This is a genomic window from Streptomyces sp. NPDC000880 (assembly GCF_053599675.1).
In genome coordinates, this window is sequence record NZ_JBSFMS010000111.1 from 1 (window position 1) to 23,367 (window position 23,367).

The following is a 23,367-nucleotide window of genomic DNA, read 5'->3' on the forward strand; positions in this document are numbered from 1 at the left end:
TCTCCAGCGCCCGGTCGGACTCGCCCATCACCCACAGGGCCAGGGCCAGTTCACAACTCTCACCGCCGGTAACCCAGGGGTTGGGCAGCACACACAAACGAACCACCGCGCTTCGCGCGGTGGTTGCGCTCACGCTTCGCGTGAGCGAAGCGGAGCGCTTCGCTCACCGCCCCGGCCCCTCCGCTTCGCTCCAGGGCCAACTGCGGGGCGGGCAACCCGCGTTGCGGGCCCGGTGGCCTCCGCTGCGCTCCAGCCACCCCCTCACTCCCGCACAGCAGGCGTGCCGCGCTCCGCCACCGGCCTGACGGTCCGGCAGCAATAGGAGCCGCAACGAGGGGGGATGACGAGAAAAGGAACGCGAGGGCCGGCCACCCAGACCGGGAGCTTGCCGTTGTGCAAGTCCCCGTCTACGGGCGCCACTCGGACCGGTAGTCGGGGTGCTCGTGATAAGCCTGGGCAATCAGACGGACAGCAAGCCCCAGGCCTTCCTTTCTCCCGCGGCTCAATCCAGTCCCATCATCACCCGCAGCCTCGGCATACCGGTTGATGACCACGTTCACCATGTCAAGCATCGGGACCGTGCTGCCCAAAACCACATCAGGATCTTTTGGATGACGTGACGTGATGTATACGACCTCGTGCTCATCGGCATTCAAACGCGCCCGCAGAAATGAAACAAGATCACCAGACATGGGTGAATCATCCACGCTTACCGCTTGGACCACCACCTGCCAGACCAGGCGTCAGATGTTGACGCCCGCACGGGGGGTGACCCGAACCAAGTGGGGAGCGGGCCGGGGGGCTCCGCGCACTCCCGGCAGGTCTCCGACGCGCTCCACCCCTGCCCGTATCGAGCCGCGATAGACGGAATCTCTTTCATTCTCTGCTGCTTCATTCTATGAATCGGGATAGACTCTGGATTTAGAGGACACCGCTTCGGAGCGTTCGAAGGTTTTATCGAGATCAATCGGAGCCCCGCCAGTGCCAAGAGTGGGCAGCCGGTCCCGGCAGTCCGACGGTAGCCGTCATGGCTCCTCTACGTGCAGGTTTCCAGTTTCCTGCCGCTCGTATCGACCGGGTGGCCACCAGGAGAAGGCAGATCGGATATGGCAGCGAAGGAACTCCGCTCTCACCAGAGGGAAGCCGTTGACGCGGTACTTCGTGCTCTCGAACTGCCTGCAAGATCACTTGTGCCCGAGCGAGGACTGCGGACTCAGGTGATCATGGCCACCGGATCCGGGAAGAGCCTCGTGGCGGTCCGCAGTGCGGAGGAGCTCCACGCGGGCCGTGTGCTGGTCCTCGTACCCTCGCTGGACCTGCTCGCCCAGACTGAGGCCGCGTGGCGCGAGGGAGGCCGCACGGGCCCGATGATCGGGGTCTCCTCCCTGCGGGGTGAGGAGGTGCCCTTCCCCAACACCACGGACGTGGACGAGCTGGTGGAGTGGACTCGCCACCTGGACAAGGTCACGGTCTTCGCCACGTACGCGTCTCTGGGACTGGGCACGTTGGAGCGCGCGCACCAGGCCGGCCTTGCGGGCTGGGACCTGATCGTGGTCGATGAGGCGCACCGCACCTCCGGGCGGATCGGCAAACCCTGGGCGGTCGTCCACGACAACCAGGAGATCCCCTCCCTGCGCCGCCTCTACATGACGGCCACCCCTCGGCTGTGGCAGCTCGGGGACGACGACCAGGAACAGGGCGCGCCGGGCGAGCTGGTCGCGAGCATGGACGACGACCCGGACGGCCCGTTCGGCAGCCGCTGTTACACGCTGACGCTCTCGGAGGCGATCGACCGGGGCATCTGCGCCCCCTACCAGGTCGTATGCGTCGACGTGACCGACACGAGCTTCCAGGCCGCGCTGCTCCTGAGCGCCGAGGGCCGTACGGACGAGATGCGCGGAGCCCGGCTCGCCGCCCTGCAGACCGCACTGGTGAAGGCCTCAGCGGAGGAGAACTTCCGGCGCACGCTCGTGTTCCACCTCCTCGTCAAGGAAGCCGAAGCCTTCGCGGCCGGCCTCCCGGACGTCGCCGCGCAGCTGCACGCAGCGGATCCGGAGCTGTACCCGCGCACGATCTGGGCCAACTGGCTGTGCGGCGAACACAAGCCGCTCCACCGGCGCCGCGTCCTCGACGAGTTCGCCGACGGGATCGCCACCGACGGCACGGTGGTGGAGAAGGGCTACCTGGGGTCCGTGAAGGTCCTCGGTGAAGGAGTGGACACCCGAAACTGCGACTCCGTGTACTGGGCGGATGTGCGGGGGGCCATGCCTGATCTGGTCCAGGCCGTGGGGCGGGCGCTGCGGATGCACCCGGGCGAGGGAAAGGTCGCCTCGCTGGTCGTGCCGATCCTGCTCGGGCCCGGCGAGACGCCGGACAACATGCTCACGAGCCGCGCCTTCGGCGGGCTCGCCAAGCTCCTGGAAGCCCTGCGGGCGCACGACGCCCGGATCGTGGAGCAGCTTGCCGAGCAGCAGGCCCCCAGCCACTCTCCCAAAGGCCGCGAGGCAAGTGGTGAGAGCGAAGAGCCGGGAGCAGCATGGGCCGGCGTCAGTGCTCCCGCCAAGGCGCTGCTGAAGTTCTCCACGCCGCGCGACCCCGCCGCGCTGGCGGCGTTCATCAACCTGCGCGTCCTCAACCCCGAACACGAACACTGGCGGCGCGGCGTGGAGGCCGCCGTCATCTACACCCGCGAACACGGCGACCTGAAGGTCCCGTTCACGTACCGAGTCCCCTCGGGCCGGGAGGCCGAGGCCGAGGGGTGGCCGGCCTCGCTCGCCGGATTCCCCTTGGGCCAGTGGACCGCCGACGCAAGGCGCTTCTACGCCCGCGGCACCATGGACGACGACCGCGTCGCCCAGCTGGAGAAACTGGGCATGATCTGGAGCCATTTCGACGTCGCCTGGGACGAGGGCCTGGCTGCGGCCCGTGGGTGGGCTGCCGAAAACGGCCACCTCCTGGCGCCGCTGGACGCCACCTACCAGGGGGCAGCAGTGGGCATCTGGTTGAAGAACGCACGGGCCGCCGCCCGGAGGGCGATGGAGATCGAGCAGCGGCGTACCCAGGGACTACCCGTCCAGTCGACGGCCGGAGCACTCTCGGCCGAACGACGCGAACAGCTGGAAGACATCGACCCCTCATGGTGCCCGGCCTGGCCGGTGACATGGCAACGCGCGTTCCACCTCACCCGGCAGCACCTCGAGACCGGAGGGACACTGCCCACCGCGCCAGGCGACGTCGTACGCCAAGGCGAAGAACTCGGGCGGTGGGTCCAGGTGCAACGCCTCGGATGGGACAAACTCACCACCGTCCAGCAGTGGATGCTGGAGCAGGTCCTGGGGATCGAGCCCGCCGGTGAGGACGAAAAGCCGAAACCACGCACCAGCCAGGCCGACAAATGGGCGCTCAACCTCACCGCCGCCACACAGTACTACCTGCGGGAAGGTCACCTCCACGTCCCACGCAAGCATGTGGAGACGATCGCAGTCGGCGGCGACGGCGAGGACCAGGAACAGCGCGAGGTCCGCCTCGGTGCGTGGGTGGGCAATCAGCGCTCGCGTGCAGCATCGCTGACCCCAGAGCGGGTCGAGCAACTGTCCAACATCGGCATGCGCTGGACGTAGGCCAGCTGAAACACCGGTTGAGACCGATGCGCGGACTACGAACGGACAAGACAGCACAGGTGATCACCGCAGGACACGCATTCATGCATAACCTCCGACGCGGACACTACGAACTCGCCATCGACACCCCGCCGACCACGCGGGTCGCCGCGGCGTTCACCGAACTCGCCCAAGCGATCTGATCGCGAACCCGACCCAGGTTCAACACGTCCGCCGATCCGTTAACGCAACGGCGCCGCTCTAACTGCGGCCGAAGAGAAGCCATGAGAGACATTGGATGTCTCTTCCAGACAGCCCTCACAACCCTTGACTCCCTTGCCGTGGCGGACCAGGATGGGCGGCAGTTTGGCGCCGCCCGGGCCGGTCGCGAGTGCCACATCGAGCGACCACCCCAAGAAGAACATCGGATGACTACCCCGGAGAGTTCTCTTGTCGAAGCGTCAGTCTCAGTCCCAGCCCCTCACCATGACCCGCCGGTCCCTGCTCGTCGGCGCAGCAGCCGTCGCCGGCGTCGCGTCGCTACAATCCCCTCGCGCCTTCGCGGCCACGTCGGCCGAGGCAAACGTCTACGAACCGACCTGGGAGTCGCTCGACAGCCACCCGCTCCCGGCCTGGTACGACGACGCCAAGCTCGGCATCTTCCTGCACTGGGGCGTGTTCTCCGTGCCGGCGTGGGCGCCGCGTGGACAGTACGCCGAGTGGTATCCGTCCAACATGCGCGTCCCCGGGAACCCCACCTACGAGTACCACCGAAGGACCTACGGCGCCGACTTCAAGTACCGGGACTTCATCCCGATGTTCCGCGCGGAGAAGTGGGACCCCGAGGAGTGGGCGGACCTGTTCAAGTCGGCCGGTGCCGGATACGTCGTGCCCGTAGGTGAGCACCACGACGGCTTCCCGCTCTGGAACACCCGGACGACGGAGTGGAACGCCACCAAGATGGGCCCGAAGCGCAACATCCTCGCCGATCTTGGTGCGGCCGTCCGCGCGCAGAAGATGCACTACGCACCGTCGTACCACCAACTGCTCAACTACTACGCCCCGCAGTACGACGCCCCCCACCCCGACTACCTCTCCGAGAAGTACGTCCAGGAGTGGATGCTGCCCCAGATGCGCGAGCTGGTAGAGGACATCGGCACCGAGATGCTCTGGCTGGACGGCGACTGGATGGCGCCCCCGGAGACCTACCACACCAAGGAGTTCGTGGCCTGGTACTACAACCGCTCACTGGCCCAGCGGCGGCAGGTGCTCGTCAACGACCGGCTCGGTCAGGTGCGGAGCAAGCACGGCGACTTCTACACCCAGGAGTACGACTACAACGCTGGACAGACGGCCGTCCACAAGTGGGAGAACACCCGCGGCTGCGGACGATCCTTCGGCTTCAACGGGAACGAGCCGCCGGAGGACTACATGACGGTCGATGAGCTGGTCCGCATGTTTGTTGACAACGTCGCCAACTGGGGAAACCTACTCCTCAACGTGGGTCCGCGTGCAGACGGCACCATCAATGACATCCAGGTGAACCTGCTGCGTGGACTGGGAAGTTGGATGGACGTCAACGGCGACGCCATCCACGGAACCAGGATCTGGAAGGTGCAGCGCGGCAAGACCAGCGAAGGCGTCGAGGTCAGGTACACCGCAAAAGACAGCGGTGACCGCGTGTTCGCGCTGCTACTCTCCCAGCCGGGGTCCACGGTCACGCTGCCGGTCTCCGACCTGCCCGCCATGCGTCAGGGCGACCAGGTCCGGCTCCTCGGTTACCCCGGCCGGCTCGTGTGCCGGCGCCAGGGAGACGTGGTCGAGGTCGAAGTGCCCGCCGCGGCTCGGAGCGGTCAGCCGGTCCACACCATCGAATTCCGCGTGGAGCGGCACACGGCCTAGTGCCGTACGCTCGCAATTCTGCTGGTTAGTTCTGCTCGGTCTTCTGGTGGTCCGTCCCGACCTTGGCCAGGTAGTCGGTGAGGGAGTTGAGGATCTCGTCAGCGGTCTTGGTCCAGGTGAACGGCCTGGGGTTCTGGTTCCAGGCGGCGATCCATGCCTTTATGTCGGTCTCCAGGGCTTTCACGGAGGTGTGGACGCCGCGGCGGATGAGCTTGTCGGTCAGCAGGCCGAACCAGCGCTCGACTTGGTTGATCCATGAGGAGCCGGTCGGGGTGAAGTGCACGTGGAACCGCGGATGCCTGGCCAGCCACGCCTTGATCCCGGGGGTGTTGTGGGTGGCGTAGATGTCGCACACCAGGTGCACATCCAATTCGGCGGGCACCGCTTTGTCTATCGTGACCAGGAACTTCTTGAACTCGACAGCCCGGTGGCGGCGGTGAAGTTCGCCGATGACGGTGCCATCGGCATGTTGAAGGCGGCGAACAGGCTGGTGATGCCGTGCCGCAAGTAGTCGTGGGTGCGCCGCTCGGACATGCCCGGCATCATCGGCAGCACCGGCTGCGAGCGGTCCAGCGCCTGGATCTGGCTCTTCTCGTCCACGCACAGCACCACCGCCTTCTCCGGCGGGTTGTGGTACAGGCCGACGACGTCGACGACCTTCTCCACGAACTGCGGATCGGTGGAGAGCTTGAAGGAATCCTGCAGATGCGGCTTGAGATCGAACCTCTTCCAGATCCGGCCGATGGTCGACTTCGACAGGCCGGTGCGCTCGGCCATCGAGGCCCGTGACCAGTGCGTGTCCTCGCCCGGCGTGGACTCCAGGGTTGCCACGATGACGTCTTCGACCTGGTCAAGAAGGATCGAGGGCGGCCGGCGCGTAGCACGATCTTCGAGCGCAGCGCGAGGTCCGGCTGAAGGACTGGCGCGGCATCGCCACACGCTTCGACAAGACACCCGAGAGCTACCTCGCCGGCCTCGAACTGCGCGCCCCGATGATCTGGCTCGACGACCTCTTACGAGCAGCCGATTGATCACGACATCACACACGCCCTAGGGCGCGTATCGGGTCGTGATCAATGATCATCGCAGCTTGCGGGGCGGGTGCCCGTCTGGGGTACGGGGCCCGGCGATCTGCGGCTGCGCCGTGTGGGCGCGAGTGACCGGAAGCGATGCCGCAGGCAGGCAACGGGGCCCGAGGACCCCGACTGCGTGCCCGCCGGGACGGTGTGTCAGACCATGGCGAGCCGGTCCACCAGCAGTTCCACCCTCCGCTCGGCGTCTCCAGGCGGCAGCCGTCCCGCCCGGGTCAGGGTGGCCAGCCCGTGTAGGGCCGCCCAGAACACCTCGGTGAACAGTCCCGGGTGGACGCCGTCGCCGGCGACCTCGCCGAGAGTCTCCAGCAGGGCGGCGAAGGCGTCCTGCAGAGGTTGTGGGGTGTCCTCGTTCGCGAACGCCAGGCCGCCGTCGAGCTGGAACATGGCGTCGTAGACCGCCGGGTTGCGTTCGGCGAACTCGAGGTAGGTGCGGGCGAGGGCGGTGACCCGGGTGCGGGGGCCGTCTGCGGCGGAGGTCGCGGCCCGCAGCGCCACGGCCATCTCGGCGGCGCCCTCGAGGGCGACGGCGCCGATGATCTCGCGCTTGCCGCGGAAGTGGCTATAGAGGACGGGCTGGCTGTATTCGATGCGCTCGGCGAGCCGGCGGGTGGTGACCGCGTCCCAGCCCTGCTGCTCGGCGAGTTCGCGGGCTGTCGCCACGATGAGGCGCTCGCGGCCCGCCCGTTCGCGCTGCTTGCGTTCCTGTACCGACATGATTCGATCCTAGCATCGCTAGACAAGTGAGCGGCAGCAGTACTAGCGTTGCCTCATCGGCTAGCAACACTAGATGCCAGGAGGGGTCATCATGCTCAACGCACTCGAGGTCTTCACCACCGTGGTCGTCGGCCTGATGGTGGGGGTGGAGTTCTCCGTCGCCTTCGTCATCAACCCGATCCTCAACGCACTCCCCGAGGACAGTGGCCAACTCGGCCGCGCCCACGGGGGCCGGATGCTCGGCGCCCTGATGCCGGTCTGGTACATCGGCTCGCTCGTCCTCGTCGCGGTCTGGGCCATCGCCGGATGGCACCACGACGGCGCCGGCCTCGCCGTCACCGCCGGCGCGCTGCTGATCCTCAGCGTGATCATGTCGCTCCTGCTGCTCGTCCCGATCAACAACCGGGGCAAGACATGGACCCCCGAGAATCGGCCCGCCGACTGGAAGCAGCAGATGAACCGCTGGGACCGCTTCCACTACGTCCGCGTCGCCGTCATCATCGCCGCCTTCACCCTGCTCGTCGCCGCCCTCGCCTGAGCCCGCGGGCCGACACCACGCTGGCGGCGCACAATCCCCACTCCCCGGGCGGCAGCAGGCCACCGAAATCCCGACATCCGGGAATGCGACTGCCGATGAGAGCCCACAACTGCGATCCCGACAAGCTACGCCCCTCGATGACCTGCGCGGCTCCCGGCTCTGGTTCGGGTGAGGTCTTTGATCCAGATCACCGAGGCACGCAGCTGAAGCCCGGCGAGGTAACTTTCCGGGGTCTTGTCGTAGCGGGTCGCGATGCCCCGCCACGCCTTGAGCTTGTTGATCAGGCGCTCGACGGTGTTCCTCTCCTCGTAGAGCTCGGCGTCGTGGTCGACGGGGCGTCCCCCTTTGCGGCCCTTCCTCTTCCGGTTGGCGGCCTGGTCCCGTTTCTCCGGGATGACGGCCTTGATGCCGCGCCTGCGCAGGTGGGCGCGGTTGCCACGGGACGAGTACGCCTTGTCCCCGGCGACCGCATCCGGGCGGGTGCGGGGGCGGCCGACGGGCCCGCGGACGCGCACCTTGTCCAGTACGGGGATGAACTGCGGGCCGTCGGCGGCCTGCCCGCCCCGTGAGCGCCCCAGCAGAGCGGCCTTCAGCCGGACCCTGCGCCGGCGCCGGACGCCTCGCCGCTCGTCCCGCTCGGGATCGACACCACCGTCCTGCCCGCTTCGTCCCTCGGGACCGCCCCCTTTGACCTGGCCTCCTCCTCTTCGGCGGCAGCCTTCTCCAAAGCGGCGAGCACGTCCTGGCTCGTGTGCATCCCGGCGGCATCGTGATGGGCCCGCACGGTGGTGGAGTCGATACTGACCAGCGACAGATCCACCTCACCCCGCTTCGCGGCCTCCGCGATCAGGCCCTCCAGCAGGGCCTCGAACACGCCGGCGTCACGCCACTGCCGGAAACGATTGGACACTGTCGACCAGGCACCGAATTCCTGCGGCATCTCCCGCCACTGCCCGCCGGTCCTGAACCGCCAGACCACGCCCTCGAACTGCTGGCGCAACCGCTCGGGGTGCGGGCCATACTCGCCGATCGGCAGGTACGGCTCGATGAACTCCCACTCCACATCGGTCAGCTGCGCACGCGTCACGCAAGACGATCTACCGGATCGAAGATCAGCACGAGGGGAGAACCCGCTCATTGATCACGACCCGATACGCGCCCTAGTTCTCGGCCTTCGGAGCTGTCGTAGTAGGCGGGCCCGGTCACCTCACCCAGGTGAACCTCCGGGTACTGCGCTGAGGCGATGGCGACCGCGTCTCCCGGCTGGATGCGGGTGAGGAAGCAGAACAGACTGCTGGCATGACTCGCTCGCTTGTGCCGAGAGTGGTCCGGGTACGACGCGTCGACCACGTCTCGCACTCGCTCCAAAGAGGCTCCAGCGGGAATCTCCGGCGCTTCAGCCACGGTCCAGCCAGTGGGGGATGCGGTTCAGCCCCTCAACGTTGTGGCCACGGATCTGCCAGGTCTCCCAGTCCTCTGCTTCTCGTTCGCCACTCACCCATGGCACGCCCCCCGACGAAACGGCGCATACACGCGGTTGACGCTGCACCAACTCCGGCAGCCTGACCGCTATTGCCCACCATGACCCTGTCCTGGCCGCCGGACGCGACCGAGCCATGACCGTCACCTGGAGCAACGGCTCCAAAGCCGCGATGACCTCCCGCTTCGTGTTCCTGCGGGTCCAGCTCGCCGGACGCCGCCCCAAACCCGCCCCCCAACGGCGTCATCGGGCTGCGGCGGCTGATCGCCCAATGGCCCGAAGACGAGAACGAACCGGTCAAGTACTGGATATCCAACCTGCCCGCCGACATCCCCGCCCGCGATCTGGTCCGGATCGCAAAATTAGGCTGGCGCATCGAACACGACTACCGCGAGCTGAAAACCACCCTCGGACTCGACCACTTCGAAGGCCGCTCGTTCGCCGGCCGGCACCGACACGTCCCCCTCGTCACCGCCGCCCACCTGTTCCTGACCGAACAGCGAACCTGCCCAAAAGCCCCTGCCAGGGCCTGACCCTCTACCAGACCCTGGACCTGCTCCAACACCTCCTGGCCACCTGGACCGGCACCTGCCCCACCTGCCCCACCTGCCGACAACCCACCCCCTGGCAGCCCTACGACACCACCTAACAAAGCCCTCCTAGGCCTGTTAGTACTACCTGCCGGTCAGCTCGCAGCGGTGGTGCCGGTGAGCACGTCGAAGGCGTGGCGTCGGTGGGCGGCGAAGAGCTCCAGTGCGGTCTCGGTGTCGTGGGCGCGAAGGGCGGCGACGAGTTCGCGGTGCTCGCCTGGGATGTGGGAAAGGTAGCCCTCGGCGCTGACGCCGATCCGGGTCAGCAGGAACAGGTGGACCTGGGAGCGGATCGCCTGCCACGCCTCCTGCAGGCGCCGGTGCCGGGCGGCGGTGTAGACAGCGTCGTGGAATGCAATGTCGCAGCGCACCATCGCATGCTCGTCCTCGGCGCGCTCCATGCGCTCGGCCGCCTTCTCGACGGCTGCGATGTCCTCGTCCGAGGCGTGGGCGACCGCCTGCTGGACGGCGAGCTGCTCCAGTGCGCCGCGCAGACTATCGAGTTCGGCGGCGTCCTGAGGGGACAGCGTGGTCACCGTGGCGCCGCGGTGCCATGCGCTGCGGACCAGGCCCTCGCGTTCCAGCCGGAGCAGCGCCTCGCGCACCGGGCCGCGGCTGACGTCCAGCGCATCGGACAGCTCTACCTCGCGCAGCTGCGCCCCGGGGGCGTAGACCCCAGCGAAGATGGCCTCCCGGATGCGGTCCGCGACCTCCTCGGCCAGCCCCCGGCGGCGAGCGGGCGGCACCCTGCTCTGTTCACCCGTCACTCTCGCCTCCCTCGATTGTCTAAATGTTAACATCCAGCCAGGGCCCGGCGGGTGCCGGGCTCGTCCCCCCTCAGGAAGGTGGCCCACGTCCCATGACCATGCTCGACTCCCCCATCCCGCGGTTCCACCTGGCCATGCCTGTCGACGACATCCAGGCCGCGCGCCGCTTCTACGGCGGAGTGCTCGGCCTGGAGGAGGGCCGGAGCGCGGAGACCTGGGTGGACTGGAACCTGCACGGCCACCAGTTCGTCACGCACCTGGCGCCGGGCCGCTCGAAGGGGATACGCAACCCCGTCGACGGCCACGACGTGCCCGTGCCGCACTTCGGCCTGATCCTTACCGTCCCGGAGTTCCACAAGCTCGCCGACCGCCTGCGCGCGGCGGGGACCGAGTTCGTCATCGAGCCCTACGTGCGCTTCGAGGGCCAGACGGGCGAGCAGTGGACGATGTTCCTGCTGGACCCGGCGGCCAACGCACTGGAGTTCAAGGCGTTCGCCGACGACTCGCAGGTCTTCGCCGCCTGACCGAATCCGCAGGTAGTGGCCGGTACATGGTCAGGTTCGCGGTAGACGGGTGATCTGGTGCTGGGCTGTGGCGGGTTGGCAGGCCGACAGCCCGGCTGTCGTGCCGGGGAGACGGCTTTCCACGGCGGATCGGGTGGGTCGGGCCCTGCCGGGGCGGGTCGCCCTGGCGGGGCGGGTCAAGCGGACAGCAGGTGCTTGAGGCGGCGGAAGCGGGCCAGGATGGCGGCGATCAGTTCGTGCGCCGTGGGGGCGAAGCGCAGCGGTGTGAGACGACCGGTGCTGATCAGGCGGGCGGCGCGGTGATGAGTAGGCGGCGGGCGGTGGCGATGCAGCGCGGGCCACACCGAGCGGGGTGATCATCTGCAGCCAGGCGCTGATGTTGCAGGCAAGCAGGGCTCCCCACCGCCAGACCGCGTTCACCGCGTGCACCCCGGAGGGGCAGGTGGTTCAGCCCGGCTCCGTCCCGCGGTATCTCGGAAAGTTCTTCGATCCGGGCCGCCTCGGTGATCTCGTCATCCAGGTCGATGGGCTCGTTGATGGCGATGAAGGAGTAGGCGTAGACGGTGTCGAGTTCGCCGCCCAGGCCAGGGCGAGCTGATGCTTGCCTACGGACCTGACCACCAACGCTGCCCTGCCCGCCCACGAACAAGGAGCTGGGAGACCCCGCCACCGGGACGGCCACCCCGGCGATCACCACACCCACCACAAAACCGCCCCGAAATCACTCGGAAAAGACTTGTGCCGCGTCAAGCTCTTGGCTCAGTGATCTTGGTTTGAAAGTTGGGGGTGCAGGGTCGGGTCCTGGTAGACCTCGATCGGGCGGTGGCCGGCGAGGGCCTCGTACGGGCGGCTGTGGTTGAAGACGTGCCGTTAGTACTCCGCCTCGCGGGCGAGGCGGGGGAAGCCCTCGATCTCCAGGCGGTAGTGATCGCGATCTCCACGGCCGCGATGGGGTCCGCGCCGGTGCCCGAGGGGCTGATGTGCCAGCCGTGCTCGACCTTGGTGAAGCAGTCGGTCACCCCGGTCAGGCGCCAGGCGCCGCCCTTGGTGGTCTCGTTAAGTCCCGCTGCCACACCTCGTCCGAGCGCGTGGGCGGTGAAGGCGGCCTTGCGGGCCTTGGCGAGTTCGCGCCGCTCGCCCCGGTAGCCGACGGTCTGGAACAGATCCCGTCTGCGCAGGGCGCGTTCGACCGACGAGGCCGATACCTCGTGGCCGTCGGCCCACATGAGCCAGTGAAGTTTGCGGTGGCCCCAGGCCGGCCGGTCGCCGGCGTACTTCGCGACGATCGGCTCGATTGCATTGACCACCGGAGCCGGCCACGGCCCCCTTCACCGTCGTAGCGCCGGTGCGGGCGCGGAACTGCCAGCGGACAGCGGCCAGCGGACAGCGGCCAGCGGACAGCGGCCAGCGGACAGCGGCCAGCGGACACAGGCGCGGCGCGGGATGCCGATCAACTGGCAGAACCGCGATGACGGCGTACGCCATGTGCACAGGTAGGTACAGCCGAGATCCACAGCCTCCACAACCGTTTGTGCTGGTGGGGGCGCCGGGGCCAACCGCGCCTCAAGTGTGCGGGCCAGTGCTCGCCGTCAAGGGCGCCCTGCGGGCGTCGCGGCGCGATGGGCTTCCGCCCCACCCTTGACGGCGAGCACTGGCCCAGACCGGGCTGGCTATCGGTTGTGGCCCCGGCGCTGCGGCGTATGGCTCGCTGTGCACGTTCGCTCGCGTGTACCGGGCTGGTACTTTCAGGCGAACACCGACACTCGACGTCGGCATCGCCGCTTGCATTCGGATCACCTTGTGAGGTCCTCGAAGGGCCAGGCGGCCCTCGGCCGACTTCCTCCACACCCGCAGCCCGACATGCGCCTCACCCAGCGCGGCCCTGAGGTCCCTCGATCTGCTCCTCGAGCATCGCCTCCCGGCTCGAGGCGCCCCGGCGGCCAGGCGGCCAGGCCGGCCTTCCCGGACTACAGGAACTGGTCCCGCCACTTCGCGACCGAGGTCTGCGACGTCTTGTTCCGGCGTGCCGCTTCCCCGACCGTCACCTCAGCGGACAGGACCGACAACACGATCCGAATCTTCTCCTCCCGCGGTCACCAGTTGGTCGAACGCCGTGTCCGCGGCGACGGGACCCGGTATCCGCCTTGGTGCAACCATGCGCCGACACCGGTGTAGGGCGCCATATCGCCGTGAGTGCCAGGCGCAATGGTCATTGCGTGTCGCGTCATCAGTTTCCGTCCTTCCGTACCCCACCATCCGCTTTGTGTGGATGAGCCAGGGTATGGTGCGGAACGGGTCGGACGACCTCACGGTTTCTCCCGTTCCGCTGCCGCCGCGAGCACGTACTCGGCCACCTGTGCATGGGTGGCGAACCAGACGTCGGATCGGGAGGTGATGTGGTCGAGCAACTCCGCCAGCACCACGAGTCGCGAGCGGTGGCCGATGATGTGCGGATGCATGGTCAGCTGGAAAAGACCGCCCTCGGCACAGGCTTGGTCGAACTCGTCACGCCAGATCGACAGCACCGCGCGCGGCGGTGTGTAGGGCCGCACCGAGGTGAAGCGGTCCATGATGAGATACGGTCCGTCGTCCCTGATCCATTCGACGGGTATCTCGGCCACCCCGGTCGGCTGCCCGTCCGCCACGATCTCGTACGGGTCGTCATCGGCCATCAGCGAGGAGTCGTAGCTTAGGCCGAGCTCGCGGATGATCTGGAGGGTGTTCGCCGAGAAATCCCACGACGGCGTGCGGATGCCCACCGGGCGCACGCCGGTGAGCCGCTCCAGGACGTCCGCGGCGCGAAAGGCCAGTTCCCGCTCGTCGGCGCCGTCCAGCAGCGTGTTCCGCTCATGGATCCAACCGTGTAGCGCCACCTCGTGGCCACGGTCGACGCAGGACCGCACCTCGCCGTCGTGCAGTAGCGCCGACACCGCCGGGACGAAGAAGCTGGCCGGAGCCTGGTAGCGGTCGAGCAGATCAAGGATGCGCGGCACCCCGACCCGGGCTCCGTATTCGCCCTGTGCGAGCTTTCCCGGCAGCACCTCACCGTCGCGCAGTACCCCTGTCTCGTGGTCGGAGTCGAACGAGAGCGCGACCGCGACGCGCGCGCCGTTCGGCCAGGCATCGGGCCGCAGCGATCGCCCAGCCCTGATGCGGTCGACGTGTCCGCGCCAGGTGGACTCGTCCCACTGCCAGGGTTGGGTTTGCTCGTTACTGCTCACGCGCCCTCCGGGGAGTTGCTGGTGGAACTCACGCGGCACCGAGGACGGCCAGAGCGTTGATCTCGACCAGCACACCGGGGCGTAGACCGACGTAGGTCGTGGTGCGTGCCGGATAGGGCTCGGTGAAGAAATCGGCGTAGACCGCGTTCATGCTGGCGAAATCTTCCTGATCTGTCAGGAAGACGTCCACGCTCAACACGTCATCCAAGGTGCCGCCGCTGGCGGCGAGCGCGTCACGCAGATTCTCCAACGCCAGCCGCGTCTGCGCCGCAAGTCCTTCGACAAGGCTGCGGTCCGGCCGGTAGCCGCACTGACCGGCGACGGCCACCATGGCACCGATGCGCACGCTCGGTGAGTAGGGGCCGCCCGAGGGTGGGCCGGATGCCGGGTTGCCAGCGATGCGTGTCATGTCAGCCTCCGTCGACGGGAAGTGTCGGTTCTCGGTGTGGTGTCTCAGAAAGAGGTCAGGACCCCGTCGACGACGTTGTGGTCCTGGTCGATGATCGGCAGTAGCCGGATCTTGTCGAACGCCGTGCAGGGATGCGAAAGGGCGAGCGTCACGATGTCGCCGGGCGCGAGGTCGACCTCGGGGTCAACGGTCATGAAGGCGTGTTGATCCATGACTTTTCCGATCGCGCCCAGCTGGCGCAGTTCGATAACGGAACCGTCGCGGCGGTAGGCAAGCAGCGGCTTGGGGAGTTCCACGTCGTAGGGAATGTCGCGCTTGCCCGTGCCCAGAATGACAAGTCCCGGCTCGGGCCGTGACAGCACCATGGCCCATGCCTGCAGCGCGTCCTGGAGAAACAGCGGCTCGTCGGGTCCGCGGCGGCCGTCCAGTGGCGAGAGTGCCTGGTACTTGCCCGCGTCGTGGGAGAGGTAGCAGCCGCTGCGCAGGACGAGCCGCACGGGAGCGGCGACCTCGCTCCAGCCACTCAGTTTGGCCACGACACGGTCGAAGTAGGCGCTGCCACCGGCGGTGACCGTGATGGTCGAGGCGTCGAACAGGTCGCGTTGAGCGAAGCTGACGACCAGTCGCCGTACCCAGTCGAGCAGGGCGTCGATGGCGGTGAGGTCCCGTCCGTCGGCGCCGCCTGCGGCAGGACCCTCGTAGGTCTCGACGCCGGCAAGGGCCAGGTGTCGGGAGGCGGCGACGGCCTCGGCGACGGCGAGGGCCTGGTCGTCGGACCGGACGCCGCTGCGACCGCCCTTGATCCCGGCTTCGACGAGCACCGGAAGCTTCCGGGAGCGGGCGGTGCCGTCGAGCGCGTTGTCCATCAGCGCCACGGTGGCCGGGTCGTCGACCAGGCAGTAGAACTCGAACGACGGGTCGGCCTCAAGCTGGTGCGCGACCCAGCGCAGCGCGGCGGCGTCCACGAGTTCGTTGGCCAGCAGAATCCGCGGCACGCCGAAGTCACGCATGATCGCCGCCTGCGACGGGGTCGCCGCGGTGATGCCCCACGCGCCCGCGTCGAGCTGCCGCTGGAGGAGTTGGGGCGCCATCGTGGTCTTGCCGTGCGGTGCCAGCAGGACGTTGTTGCGGGCGCAGTAGGCAGCCATGGCGTTGATGTTGTGCTCAAGCGCGTCGGCGCGCAGTGTCGTGATCGGCAGCGCCAGATCACCGCGGGCGACGTTCCAGCCCTGCTTGCCCAGTTCGGCCAGCCGCACCTCGGCCCCGAGCGGGATTCCCTTGTACCGGTGGTCGATGATCTCGTTGCCGAGCTTGCTCAGTCGCTGGTAATCCATGGTCATTACCCCTCTCGCCGAACGTGGTTGATCAGGCTGCCGATACCGGGGATACGGCATTCGACGATGTCGCCGTCGTCGAGCACCACGGCGCCCGGCGTCCCGGTGGAGATGATGTCCCCGGGGAACAGCGGCATGACCTTGCTGTGGAAACTGACCAGCGCCGACGGGGCGAAGGTCATACGAGCCACTGTGTTGGTGCGCAGTTCTTCACCGTTCTTGACGGTGCTGACGGTGATGTCCTCGATCGAGCCGAACCGCTGGCGCAGTTCCCGCATCGGCACGATGGTGGGGCCGAACGAGAAGAACGTGGGAAAGTTCTTCGACCGGGTCAGAAAGCGGGGGTTGCGCTGCAGGATGTCCTCGGCGGTCTGGTCCAGGATGGGGCACACGCCCCAAACGTGGTCCAACGCCTCGTCCTCGGACACGTTGCGGCAGTACTTCCCGATGACCAGGCCGATTTCGGCTTCCGCGGTGACCCGTTCGCTCTGCTCGGGCAGCAGGATGGTGTCGCCGGGACCGATGATCGTGTGGTCGCCCTTTATGAACGACGCCGGCTCCTCGGGAACGGACTCGGACAGGTCGCCAGCGTGGTCACGGTAGTTCAGCCCGATGCCCCAGATCTTGCGGGGCGAGCGGTACGGGGCCGTGAACAGCCCGGAGTCCGCGGGGTGAAACACCTCGTCGCCCGCGGTGGCCGCACGGGCCGCCAGCCTGCGGTACACGTCGTCGTCGAGCAGTGCCATCGCGTCGCCGCGGAAAGTGAGGTCGAGCTCGTCGCCGAATGCGAGGCCGCGGCTTCCGTCGACCAGCACAGGGCGGTCGCCGCCGGGTCCGCCAACAGTGGCTATCCGCACAGGTTTTCTCCTCGTTGTTAGCGGTGGTCGCTGCTGGCCGAACCGTGTCGCCGGGCATCATTGGACGGCGGATTCCGCTGTCCGCGTCGTGGTCAGCGGAGGGGCGGAATCCGGGGGATTTCCCGACAGCCCTTCCGGTCTGCACGGGTTCGGGTAGCGCTCGCGGCCTGTTAGTCGCTCAGCTCCGTCCCGCCGGGCTCGGCTTACACGGGCTGGGCGGCCAGCACCATGGCCATCACATGGTGGATGTGGTCCGCCGCCTTGCGGGCGGCGGTTTCCGCGTCGCCGACCCGGATGGCCTGTGCGATGTGGATGTGCTCCTGGGCGCAGGTCACGGAGTCGCCCGAGGCAGGGACATCCCGCTCACGCAGGGCCGATGTGAGCACGAGTGAGTCCTTGACCGCCTGTTCCAGGACCGCGTTGCGCGCGCAGCAAGCCATCGCCTCGTGGAACTCTCGGTCGTACTGCCGGAAAAGTGCCCCGTCCCGAGCCTGGGCGTACTTCAGTGAGGTGCGCGCTATCTCCAACATGCGCTCGTGTTCCTCGGTGGTTGCCCGGTGGGCAGCGTACTGGGCGGCCGTCCGTTCGATGCCCGCCCGGAATTCGTAGGCATCCCGAATGGCCTTCACTGACGGTCGAATGACCGTCAACCCTCGTTCGGCGGGTTCGACCAGCCCAATCTGACGCAATCGCAGCAGCGCCTCCCGCACGGGCGTCTTGCTCACGTTGAGCTGCGACGCCACCTTGGCTTCGCTGACGCGAGCCCCCGGGGTCAGCACTTTGTCGACGATGCCGTCCCGAATGGCCTCGAAGACCACTTCGGTGAGGTTCTCGGCCCTGGGGGCCAGCGGAGGAAGGCCTGTCGTAAACATACCCAAATCGTATCTCGTATACGTAAAAACCGACCCCCATCTGACTTCAGGACCGGCCGATCACTGTGGATTACCGGGCAAGACGGTATACGGTATTTCGACACTCGGTCAAGCCCTCGATCGCCAGATCTTCCCAGCCCAAGTGCTGTTTTCTGCCCCCGCACCGCCACAGAAGATCTCGACTGGTTGACCGCCCGGGACTGTCCATATACGGTACACGAAATCTTGCACCGCAGCCGGCGTCCTGGCTCAACCTGGCGTGCCAGCACCGCCGTCGGCGAAGTCCATGCCGCCCCGGAAGGGACACCCCCCGTGCACCCCAAACCCGAGCGTTTCCCCGAGTTCGAAAGCCTTGATCGGCTGGCACTGGCCGAGATGCGGCCCCCGGCCAGTCCCGCGGGCGTGGTCGGAGCGCTGTACGGCCTGCTGCGCTCGCCCGACGACCCGCCCCTGACCTACCAACTGGCGCAGGCGATGCTGTCCGCCGCGGGCAGCCGCGTGCTGATCGTGACGGGACTGGTCGAGCCGCATCGCTTTCCCAACGGAGAGATCGATGGGCCACTGGGATCGATCGCGCTGGGCCGCGCGCTGACGCTGCTCGGCTACCCCGTGACCATCCTGGCCGACGTCGAGGTCGTCCCCACCCTCCGCGCCCTGCTCGACATCACGCCGGTGGAGGGCATCGCCGTGCGGGCGGGGGATTTCGCCACGGTTGAACAGGCCCGCGGCTTCGCCCGCGAGTTCGGTCTCGTGGTGGCGATCGAAAAGCTCAGTCGCAACAGCAAGGGTGTGCGCCATCTGGTCTGGGGCACACCCTGCGAAACCGGCGACCCGTACGCCGATGACTACATCCTCGCGGCCACCGAAGCCGGTGCGATGACCCTCGCCGTGGGCGACAACGGCAACGAGATCGGTTTTGGAAAGATACCCGTCTCGTTGGCCAGCGCCGCGCCCCGTGGCCAGTCCTGCGGCTGCCCCTGCGGTGGCGGCATCTTCGCCGCAACGCCGTGCGACCTGATCCTCCCCGCTTCCGTGTCCAATCTCGGCTGCTATGCCCTCACCGCGGCACTGGCCGTCCTATCCGGCCGAACCGACCTCACCGTCTCTGGCGACCAGGTGCGCGCGTGGATCGAACTGGGCCTCCGGTCTGGTCTGCGCAGCGGGGGCATCGACGACCCGGCGTTCGCGGGCGACGACGGCATCCCCACCCGTTATGTCGCGGCGCATGCCGACCTCATTTCCGGAGTCGCCGCCCAATATCAGCTGAAAGCCCCCGCCCCAGACTCGGCTGTTGCGCACGACACGACCCCCTCCAGGAGATCGCAGTGACCGACATAGCTGAAACAGCCACCGGTGGCTCCACCACAAAACCAGCAGGTAGTTACGGACGGAAAGCGGTCTTCGCGTCCGCCGTCGGCTACGCACTGGACGGCTTCGACAATCTCATTCTCAGCTTCTGTCTGGCCGCGATCACCGCGACGTTCGCGCTCAGCACAGCACAGGCCGGCCTGCTGACCACCCTCACCCTGGTAGGGGCGGTCGTCGGCGGCCTCATCTTCGGTGTACTGGCCGACTATCTGGGCCGGGTACGGGTGCTCACGTGGTCCATTCTCGTCTTCGCGATCTTCACCGGCCTGACCGCGCTGGCGTGGAACTACGAGGTGACGCTCGTGTTCCGCTTCCTGGCCGGAATCGGTCTCGGCGGCGAGTTCGGCATCGGCATGGCACTGGGCGCCGAAGCCTTTCCCGCCGCGAAACGCGCACAGGCCACGTCGTGGGTCGGCATCGGAGGGCAGGTCGGAGTTCTGCTGGCCGCGTTCATCTCCGCAGTCGTACTCCCCCTCGGCGGCTGGCGGCTGATGTTCGCCATCGGCGTCATTCCCGCGGTGATCGCCTTCGTGTACCGGCGGCGGCTGCACGAGCCCAGCAAGTTCACCAAGGTCGCCCAGACCGGCACCCGTCGGCAGTCCCCGATCCGAGCGCTGTTCGCCGACCGGGGGTCCACCCGGTCCACCGTGGGCCTCATCGTGCTGACCTCGGTGCACAACTGGGGCTACTACGGGCTGATGAGCTGGCTGCCCTTCTACCTGTCCAATCAGTTCCACTACTCCATCACCAAATCAGGATTGTGGACCGCCGTCACCGTCGGCGGAATGATCGTCGGAATCTACGTCTTCGGACGGCTGGCAGATCGGTTCGGTCGTCGACCGGCCTTCCTGCTGTTCTTCGTCGGCTCCGCCATTTCCGTGCCGGTCTACGCCCACCTGACCAGCCCCACCGGCCTGCTCGTCGGTGGAGCCGTCATGGGCCTGTTCGTCAACGGAACCGTCGGTGGCTACGGCGCCCTGATCAGCGAGTCCTTCCCCACCAAAGCACGCGCCACCGCGATCAACGTCATCTACAACATCGGCCGATGCAGCGGTGGATTCGCACCCTGGATCGTAGGACTGATCGTCGGCACCAGCGGGTTCGTCACCGCGCTGACCATGTTCGCCGGACTCTATGTGATCAACATGCTGGCCCTATTCCTCACCCCCGAACGCAAGGGCTCCGAACTGACCTGACAACCGCCCGCGAACAACCACCGCAGTACAACATCAAGGAGGAAACTAATCGTGGATCTGGGCTTGCGTGACAAGGTCGCGCTGGTTCTCGGCGGTGGAGGCGGCCTCGGAAGGACGATCGCCACCACCCTCGCCACCGAGGGAGCGAAGATCGCCGTCGCCGACGTCAGCGAGGACGCGCTGGAACAAGTAAGCGCGCGACTGGCTGATATCGGAACCGACTCGCTCGCACTGAAGTGGGATCTCGGCGATCTCGACGCGATCGATTCGCACGTCGCCGCGATCGAAGCGGGACTCGGCCCGGTCGACGTGCTCGTCAACATCACCGGCGGCCCGCCGCCGACCCCGGTCGCCGGCCAGCCACAGCAACTGTGGTCCGCGCAGTTCCACTCCATGGTGTTGTCGGTGATCGCGATCACCGACCGGGTGCTGCCCGGAATGCGCGAGCGCGGTTGGGGCCGAGTGATCACCAGCACCTCGTCCGGTGTGGTGACACCGATTCCGAATCTGGGAATCTCCAACGCGCTGCGCTCAAGCCTGCTCGGCTGGTCCAAGACACTGGCGCGCGAAGTCGCCCGCGACGGCGTAACCGCCAACATCGTCGTGCCCGGCCGGATCGGGACCGACCGCATCAGGTTCCTCGACCAGGCCAAGGGCCAGCGCGAAGGCCGGTCCCCGGAGGACGTGGCGAAAGAGAGCACCAACTCGATCCCGGCCGGGCGCTACGGCGATCCCCGCGAATACGCCGACGCCGTCGCGTTTCTGGCCAGCGCGCGCGCCTCGTACATCACCGGCTCCATCCTGCGCGTCGACGGCGGGCTGATTCCGAATGTGTGACGGACGGGACGCTGCCGCGAACATGGGATGGACGCGCTGTCGTTCGCTCCCCGCGGGCCGGACCACCGCGATGACAGTGCGGGGTGGTGTGCCACACCCGGTTGCTCGGCAACGGGGATCCCCATCTTCATCAACTCCAGAATGACAGTGTCCCCGGCCTGAACACGGTCACCCGGCACGGCCACGATATTCCACACGTTCGCCGCCAGCTCGGCCACGATCTCGCTCATCCGTGCTCATCCGGCATCGGGCTCGCACCCGCGATGCCGATGCCGGTGTCACAACCTCCGTCGACGAACTCCGCCGTGTTTCTGTACGCCTAAACGGGGCCACCGGACAAGGCTTACGACCGGCACACCGTAGGCCGTCCGCGTGATACATCCGGACCGCCATCTCTGAACCGATCCATGAATACTGCTAGAAATGGAGTGGTGTAAATGAACCTTGACGAGCTGGCGCAAAACGAATCCGCAAAAACCGAAGGCGAATGGAAGGAAAGGATCTACAGAAAGGTATCCTGGCGCCTGTTCCCGCTGATCATCGTCTGTTATTTTCTAGCATTCCTTGATCGCACAAATGTTGGGATCGCCAAGCTCCAGATGAACGACGAGCTAGGTCTCAGCGATGCAGCCTTCGGTCTTGGTGCAGGGCTTTTCTTTATAGGTTACGTGTTGTTCGAGGTGCCGAGCAACCTTTACATGCACAAGATAGGTGCGAAAAAGACCATCTCTCGCATTATGGTGCTATGGGGGATAGTCTCGGCATGTTTCATGTTCGTTGAAAACCCGGCTGAGTTTTACGCCTTGAGACTCCTCCTAGGCGCCTGCGAGGCCGGGTTCTTCCCTGGAGTCATCCTGTACCTAACCTACTGGTTCCCTTCTGATATGCGGGCACGGGCGATTGGAATTTTTATTCTTGCTCAACCCGTGTCCGGTCTAGTTGGAGCACCGCTGGGCGGCTGGATCCTTGGGTCCTTTGACCATGTCGGCGGGCTGTCAGGTTGGCAATGGCTGTTTCTCATTGAAGGCATACCGTCGATAATCCTCGGTATCGCGGTAATCTGGCTTCTTACGGACACGCCACAGGAGGCCAAGTGGCTGACGGAGCGCGAGAAAGGTCTCGTTCTCGGAGAGGTGAAAAGGGACCGCGAACTAAAGAAGTCGTTCGCCTCGCATTCACTTAGCGAGCTGGTAAGAGATAAATACATGATCTTGCTAGTCGCGCTAGTGTTTGCGCAATCCATGGGTTTGTACGGGCTGTCGTTCTGGCTTCCCACCCTAGTAAAAAACGCGGGGGTCGACGGCACTCTTATGACCGGAGTCGTCACTGCGGCCCCCTACGCATGCGGGATTATCGCCATGATATTCGTGAGCCGAAGCTCCGATCGGCGACATGAAAGGAAATGGCATCTCAGCGTGCCATTCTGCGTGACCGCAGCCGGGATCTCGACGAGTGCGGCACTGGGCGGCAGCAGCACGATAGCCTCGATAGCTGCTCTCTGCGTGGCGGGTGCTGGCGCCTATACCGTCGCGGCACTTTGCTGGAACGTGCCGCCTGCATTCTTCACCGGTGTCGCAGCTGCGGCAGGGATCGCAGGTATTAACGCACTTGGGAATCTGGGCGGATTTGTCAGCCCGTACTTGATCGGGCTGTCGCAGACTCTGAGCGGCGGTACTGCGCTCGGCTTCTATATACTGAGCGGCGTGCTTGTGGTCGGCGCGATCCTTACTCATCTACTTCCTGCCGAAAGGGTGAACCGCTGAAATCGACGGCGCTGCACATATCGCGGCCCAAGTCTGCGCAAAGCGCCTGTGTCGTTATTTGAAGGGAAACGGCAAGCGGCGGGATGTCGGCAAAGCTTCCGCTGGGCGTTCGACCTCAGCCGGCATCAGCCGCCTCCGGAAGTACACGGGAACGGCCGAATTACGGGCATCCAGTGTTCAGCTCGTCGGCCCGTCCCCGGCCACCGGCCACCTGCGGCAAGGCAGCCGACCCCGACTTCCCCATCGAAACCCGCGTCCATGGCGGCCCGCCCGTCCACCACGCCGGCGGTGGCTTCGAGCCG

The 23,367-nt window shown here is 66.7% G+C and carries 19 protein-coding genes and 3 pseudogenes; 10 read left to right on the top strand and 12 right to left on the bottom strand.

Features of this window, described 5'->3' with window-relative positions; translation table 11 throughout:
- Nucleotides 1-407: 407 nt before the first annotated feature.
- A complete protein-coding gene (locus ACWDO5_RS27755; RefSeq protein WP_450533093.1) occupies nucleotides 408-692 on the bottom strand; it encodes a DUF6221 family protein in 285 nt (94 codons plus the stop codon).
- Nucleotides 693-1,106: 414 nt separating this feature from the next.
- On the opposite strand from ACWDO5_RS27755, the gene ACWDO5_RS27760 reads away from it, so the two are divergent.
- Together ACWDO5_RS27760 and ACWDO5_RS27765 are read left to right on the top strand one after the other, a co-directional pair.
- Nucleotides 1,107-3,620 carry a Helicase associated domain protein gene (locus ACWDO5_RS27760; protein WP_450533094.1) on the top strand — a complete coding sequence of 838 codons (2,514 nt, stop codon included), beginning with the start codon at nucleotides 1,107-1,109 and terminating at the stop codon, nucleotides 3,618-3,620.
- A 465-nt stretch (nucleotides 3,621-4,085) separates the two neighbouring features.
- Complete coding sequence (locus ACWDO5_RS27765; RefSeq protein ID WP_450533095.1) at nucleotides 4,086-5,501, top strand: alpha-L-fucosidase; 1,416 nt, start codon at nucleotides 4,086-4,088, stop codon at nucleotides 5,499-5,501.
- A 25-nt stretch (nucleotides 5,502-5,526) separates the two neighbouring features.
- On the opposite strand, the pseudogene ACWDO5_RS27770 reads toward ACWDO5_RS27765, so the two are convergent.
- Nucleotides 5,527-6,446, bottom strand: a pseudogene (locus ACWDO5_RS27770) (IS630 family transposase); the annotation flags it as partial.
- Nucleotides 6,447-6,730: 284 nt separating this feature from the next.
- Nucleotides 6,731-7,309 carry a TetR/AcrR family transcriptional regulator gene (locus ACWDO5_RS27775; protein ID WP_450533096.1) on the bottom strand — a complete coding sequence of 193 codons (579 nt, stop codon included), beginning with the start codon at nucleotides 7,307-7,309 and terminating at the stop codon, nucleotides 6,731-6,733.
- A 91-nt stretch (nucleotides 7,310-7,400) separates the two neighbouring features.
- Between ACWDO5_RS27775 and ACWDO5_RS27780 the strand changes: the two genes are divergently transcribed.
- Nucleotides 7,401-7,847 carry an anthrone oxygenase family protein gene (locus ACWDO5_RS27780; protein WP_450533097.1) on the top strand — a complete coding sequence of 149 codons (447 nt, stop codon included), beginning with the start codon at nucleotides 7,401-7,403 and terminating at the stop codon, nucleotides 7,845-7,847.
- Between the two features lie 125 nt (nucleotides 7,848-7,972).
- Here ACWDO5_RS27780 and ACWDO5_RS27785 read toward each other — a convergent pair.
- Nucleotides 7,973-8,934 (bottom strand): annotated as a pseudogene (locus ACWDO5_RS27785) (transposase).
- 496 nt (nucleotides 8,935-9,430) lie between these two features.
- Between ACWDO5_RS27785 and ACWDO5_RS27790 the strand changes: the two are divergent.
- A pseudogene (locus tag ACWDO5_RS27790) lies at nucleotides 9,431-9,860 on the top strand (transposase); the annotation flags it as partial.
- A 152-nt stretch (nucleotides 9,861-10,012) separates the two neighbouring features.
- Here ACWDO5_RS27790 and ACWDO5_RS27795 read toward each other — a convergent pair.
- Nucleotides 10,013-10,684: a GntR family transcriptional regulator gene (locus ACWDO5_RS27795; RefSeq protein WP_450533098.1), complete on the bottom strand. Its 672-nt coding sequence runs from the start codon at nucleotides 10,682-10,684 to the stop codon at nucleotides 10,013-10,015.
- 92 nt (nucleotides 10,685-10,776) lie between these two features.
- Here ACWDO5_RS27795 and ACWDO5_RS27800 point away from each other — a divergent pair, with 92 nt between their 5' ends.
- Together ACWDO5_RS27800 and ACWDO5_RS27805 are read left to right on the top strand one after the other, a co-directional pair.
- Nucleotides 10,777-11,208, top strand: coding sequence for a VOC family protein (locus tag ACWDO5_RS27800; protein ID WP_450533099.1), 432 nt, complete (start codon nucleotides 10,777-10,779; stop codon nucleotides 11,206-11,208).
- 352 nt (nucleotides 11,209-11,560) lie between these two features.
- Nucleotides 11,561-11,806: a hypothetical protein gene (locus ACWDO5_RS27805; RefSeq protein ID WP_450533100.1), complete on the top strand. Its 246-nt coding sequence runs from the start codon at nucleotides 11,561-11,563 to the stop codon at nucleotides 11,804-11,806.
- 148 nt (nucleotides 11,807-11,954) lie between these two features.
- On the opposite strand, the gene ACWDO5_RS27810 is transcribed toward ACWDO5_RS27805, so the two are convergent.
- The 7 genes from ACWDO5_RS27810 to ACWDO5_RS27840 all read right to left on the bottom strand — a co-directional run bounded on the left by ACWDO5_RS27810 (nucleotide 11,955) and on the right by ACWDO5_RS27840 (nucleotide 17,901).
- A complete protein-coding gene (locus ACWDO5_RS27810; protein ID WP_450533101.1) occupies nucleotides 11,955-12,515 on the bottom strand; it encodes a hypothetical protein in 561 nt (186 codons plus the stop codon).
- A 660-nt stretch (nucleotides 12,516-13,175) separates the two neighbouring features.
- Nucleotides 13,176-13,277, bottom strand: a complete 102-nt coding sequence (locus tag ACWDO5_RS27815; RefSeq protein ID WP_450533102.1) for a hypothetical protein — start codon at nucleotides 13,275-13,277, stop codon at nucleotides 13,176-13,178.
- A gap of 237 nt (nucleotides 13,278-13,514) precedes the next feature.
- Entirely contained in the window at nucleotides 13,515-14,429 is a 915-nt protein-coding gene (locus tag ACWDO5_RS27820; protein ID WP_450533103.1) for a polysaccharide deacetylase family protein, read from the bottom strand.
- Between the two features lie 28 nt (nucleotides 14,430-14,457).
- Nucleotides 14,458-14,838 carry a RidA family protein gene (locus ACWDO5_RS27825; protein WP_450533104.1) on the bottom strand — a complete coding sequence of 127 codons (381 nt, stop codon included), beginning with the start codon at nucleotides 14,836-14,838 and terminating at the stop codon, nucleotides 14,458-14,460.
- Between the two features lie 44 nt (nucleotides 14,839-14,882).
- On the bottom strand, nucleotides 14,883-16,172 hold the full coding sequence (locus ACWDO5_RS27830; RefSeq protein ID WP_450533105.1) for an alanine racemase: 1,290 nt from the start codon (nucleotides 16,170-16,172) through the stop codon (nucleotides 14,883-14,885).
- 5 nt (nucleotides 16,173-16,177) lie between these two features.
- Nucleotides 16,178-17,029, bottom strand: coding sequence for a fumarylacetoacetate hydrolase family protein (locus ACWDO5_RS27835; RefSeq protein WP_450533107.1), 852 nt, complete (start codon nucleotides 17,027-17,029; stop codon nucleotides 16,178-16,180).
- 203 nt (nucleotides 17,030-17,232) lie between these two features.
- Nucleotides 17,233-17,901, bottom strand: coding sequence for a GntR family transcriptional regulator (locus ACWDO5_RS27840; protein ID WP_450533108.1), 669 nt, complete (start codon nucleotides 17,899-17,901; stop codon nucleotides 17,233-17,235).
- A gap of 312 nt (nucleotides 17,902-18,213) precedes the next feature.
- Between ACWDO5_RS27840 and ACWDO5_RS27845 the strand changes: the two genes are divergently transcribed.
- The 4 genes from ACWDO5_RS27845 (at nucleotide 18,214) to ACWDO5_RS27860 (ending at nucleotide 23,065) form a co-directional block, all read left to right on the top strand.
- The gene (locus ACWDO5_RS27845) at nucleotides 18,214-19,230 is read left to right on the top strand and encodes a glutamate cyclase domain-containing protein (RefSeq protein WP_450533109.1); all 1,017 of its coding nucleotides are present in this window, start codon (nucleotides 18,214-18,216) and stop codon (nucleotides 19,228-19,230) included.
- The gene (locus ACWDO5_RS27850) at nucleotides 19,227-20,465 is read left to right on the top strand and encodes an MFS transporter (protein WP_450533111.1); all 1,239 of its coding nucleotides are present in this window, start codon (nucleotides 19,227-19,229) and stop codon (nucleotides 20,463-20,465) included. The genes ACWDO5_RS27845 and ACWDO5_RS27850 overlap by 4 nt, the downstream gene beginning before the upstream one ends.
- Before the next feature lie 51 nt (nucleotides 20,466-20,516).
- Complete coding sequence (locus tag ACWDO5_RS27855) at nucleotides 20,517-21,302, top strand: SDR family oxidoreductase (protein ID WP_450533113.1); 786 nt, start codon at nucleotides 20,517-20,519, stop codon at nucleotides 21,300-21,302.
- 437 nt (nucleotides 21,303-21,739) lie between these two features.
- Nucleotides 21,740-23,065 carry an MFS transporter gene (locus tag ACWDO5_RS27860; protein ID WP_450533114.1) on the top strand — a complete coding sequence of 442 codons (1,326 nt, stop codon included), beginning with the start codon at nucleotides 21,740-21,742 and terminating at the stop codon, nucleotides 23,063-23,065.
- The last annotated feature ends 302 nt before the right edge of the window (nucleotides 23,066-23,367 follow it).

What these genes read in the sequence shown, in the direction of transcription:
- ACWDO5_RS27760 (WP_450533094.1), top strand. Translation starts at nt 1,107, where the DNA reads ATGGCAGCGAAGGAACTCCGCTCTCACCAGAGGGAAGCCGTTGACGCG.
- ACWDO5_RS27765 (WP_450533095.1), top strand. Translation starts at nt 4,086, where the DNA reads ATGACCCGCCGGTCCCTGCTCGTCGGCGCAGCAGCCGTCGCCGGCGTC.
- ACWDO5_RS27775 (WP_450533096.1), bottom strand. Translation starts at nt 7,309, where the DNA reads ATGTCGGTACAGGAACGCAAGCAGCGCGAACGGGCGGGCCGCGAGCGC.
- ACWDO5_RS27800 (WP_450533099.1), top strand. Translation starts at nt 10,777, where the DNA reads ATGACCATGCTCGACTCCCCCATCCCGCGGTTCCACCTGGCCATGCCT.
- ACWDO5_RS27830 (WP_450533105.1), bottom strand. Translation starts at nt 16,172, where the DNA reads ATGGATTACCAGCGACTGAGCAAGCTCGGCAACGAGATCATCGACCAC.
- ACWDO5_RS27755 (WP_450533093.1), bottom strand. Translation starts at nt 692, where the DNA reads ATGTCTGGTGATCTTGTTTCATTTCTGCGGGCGCGTTTGAATGCCGAT.
- ACWDO5_RS27840 (WP_450533108.1), bottom strand. Translation starts at nt 17,901, where the DNA reads ATGTTTACGACAGGCCTTCCTCCGCTGGCCCCCAGGGCCGAGAACCTC.
- ACWDO5_RS27825 (WP_450533104.1), bottom strand. Translation starts at nt 14,838, where the DNA reads ATGACACGCATCGCTGGCAACCCGGCATCCGGCCCACCCTCGGGCGGC.
- ACWDO5_RS27860 (WP_450533114.1), top strand. Translation starts at nt 21,740, where the DNA reads ATGAACCTTGACGAGCTGGCGCAAAACGAATCCGCAAAAACCGAAGGC.
- ACWDO5_RS27780 (WP_450533097.1), top strand. Translation starts at nt 7,401, where the DNA reads ATGCTCAACGCACTCGAGGTCTTCACCACCGTGGTCGTCGGCCTGATG.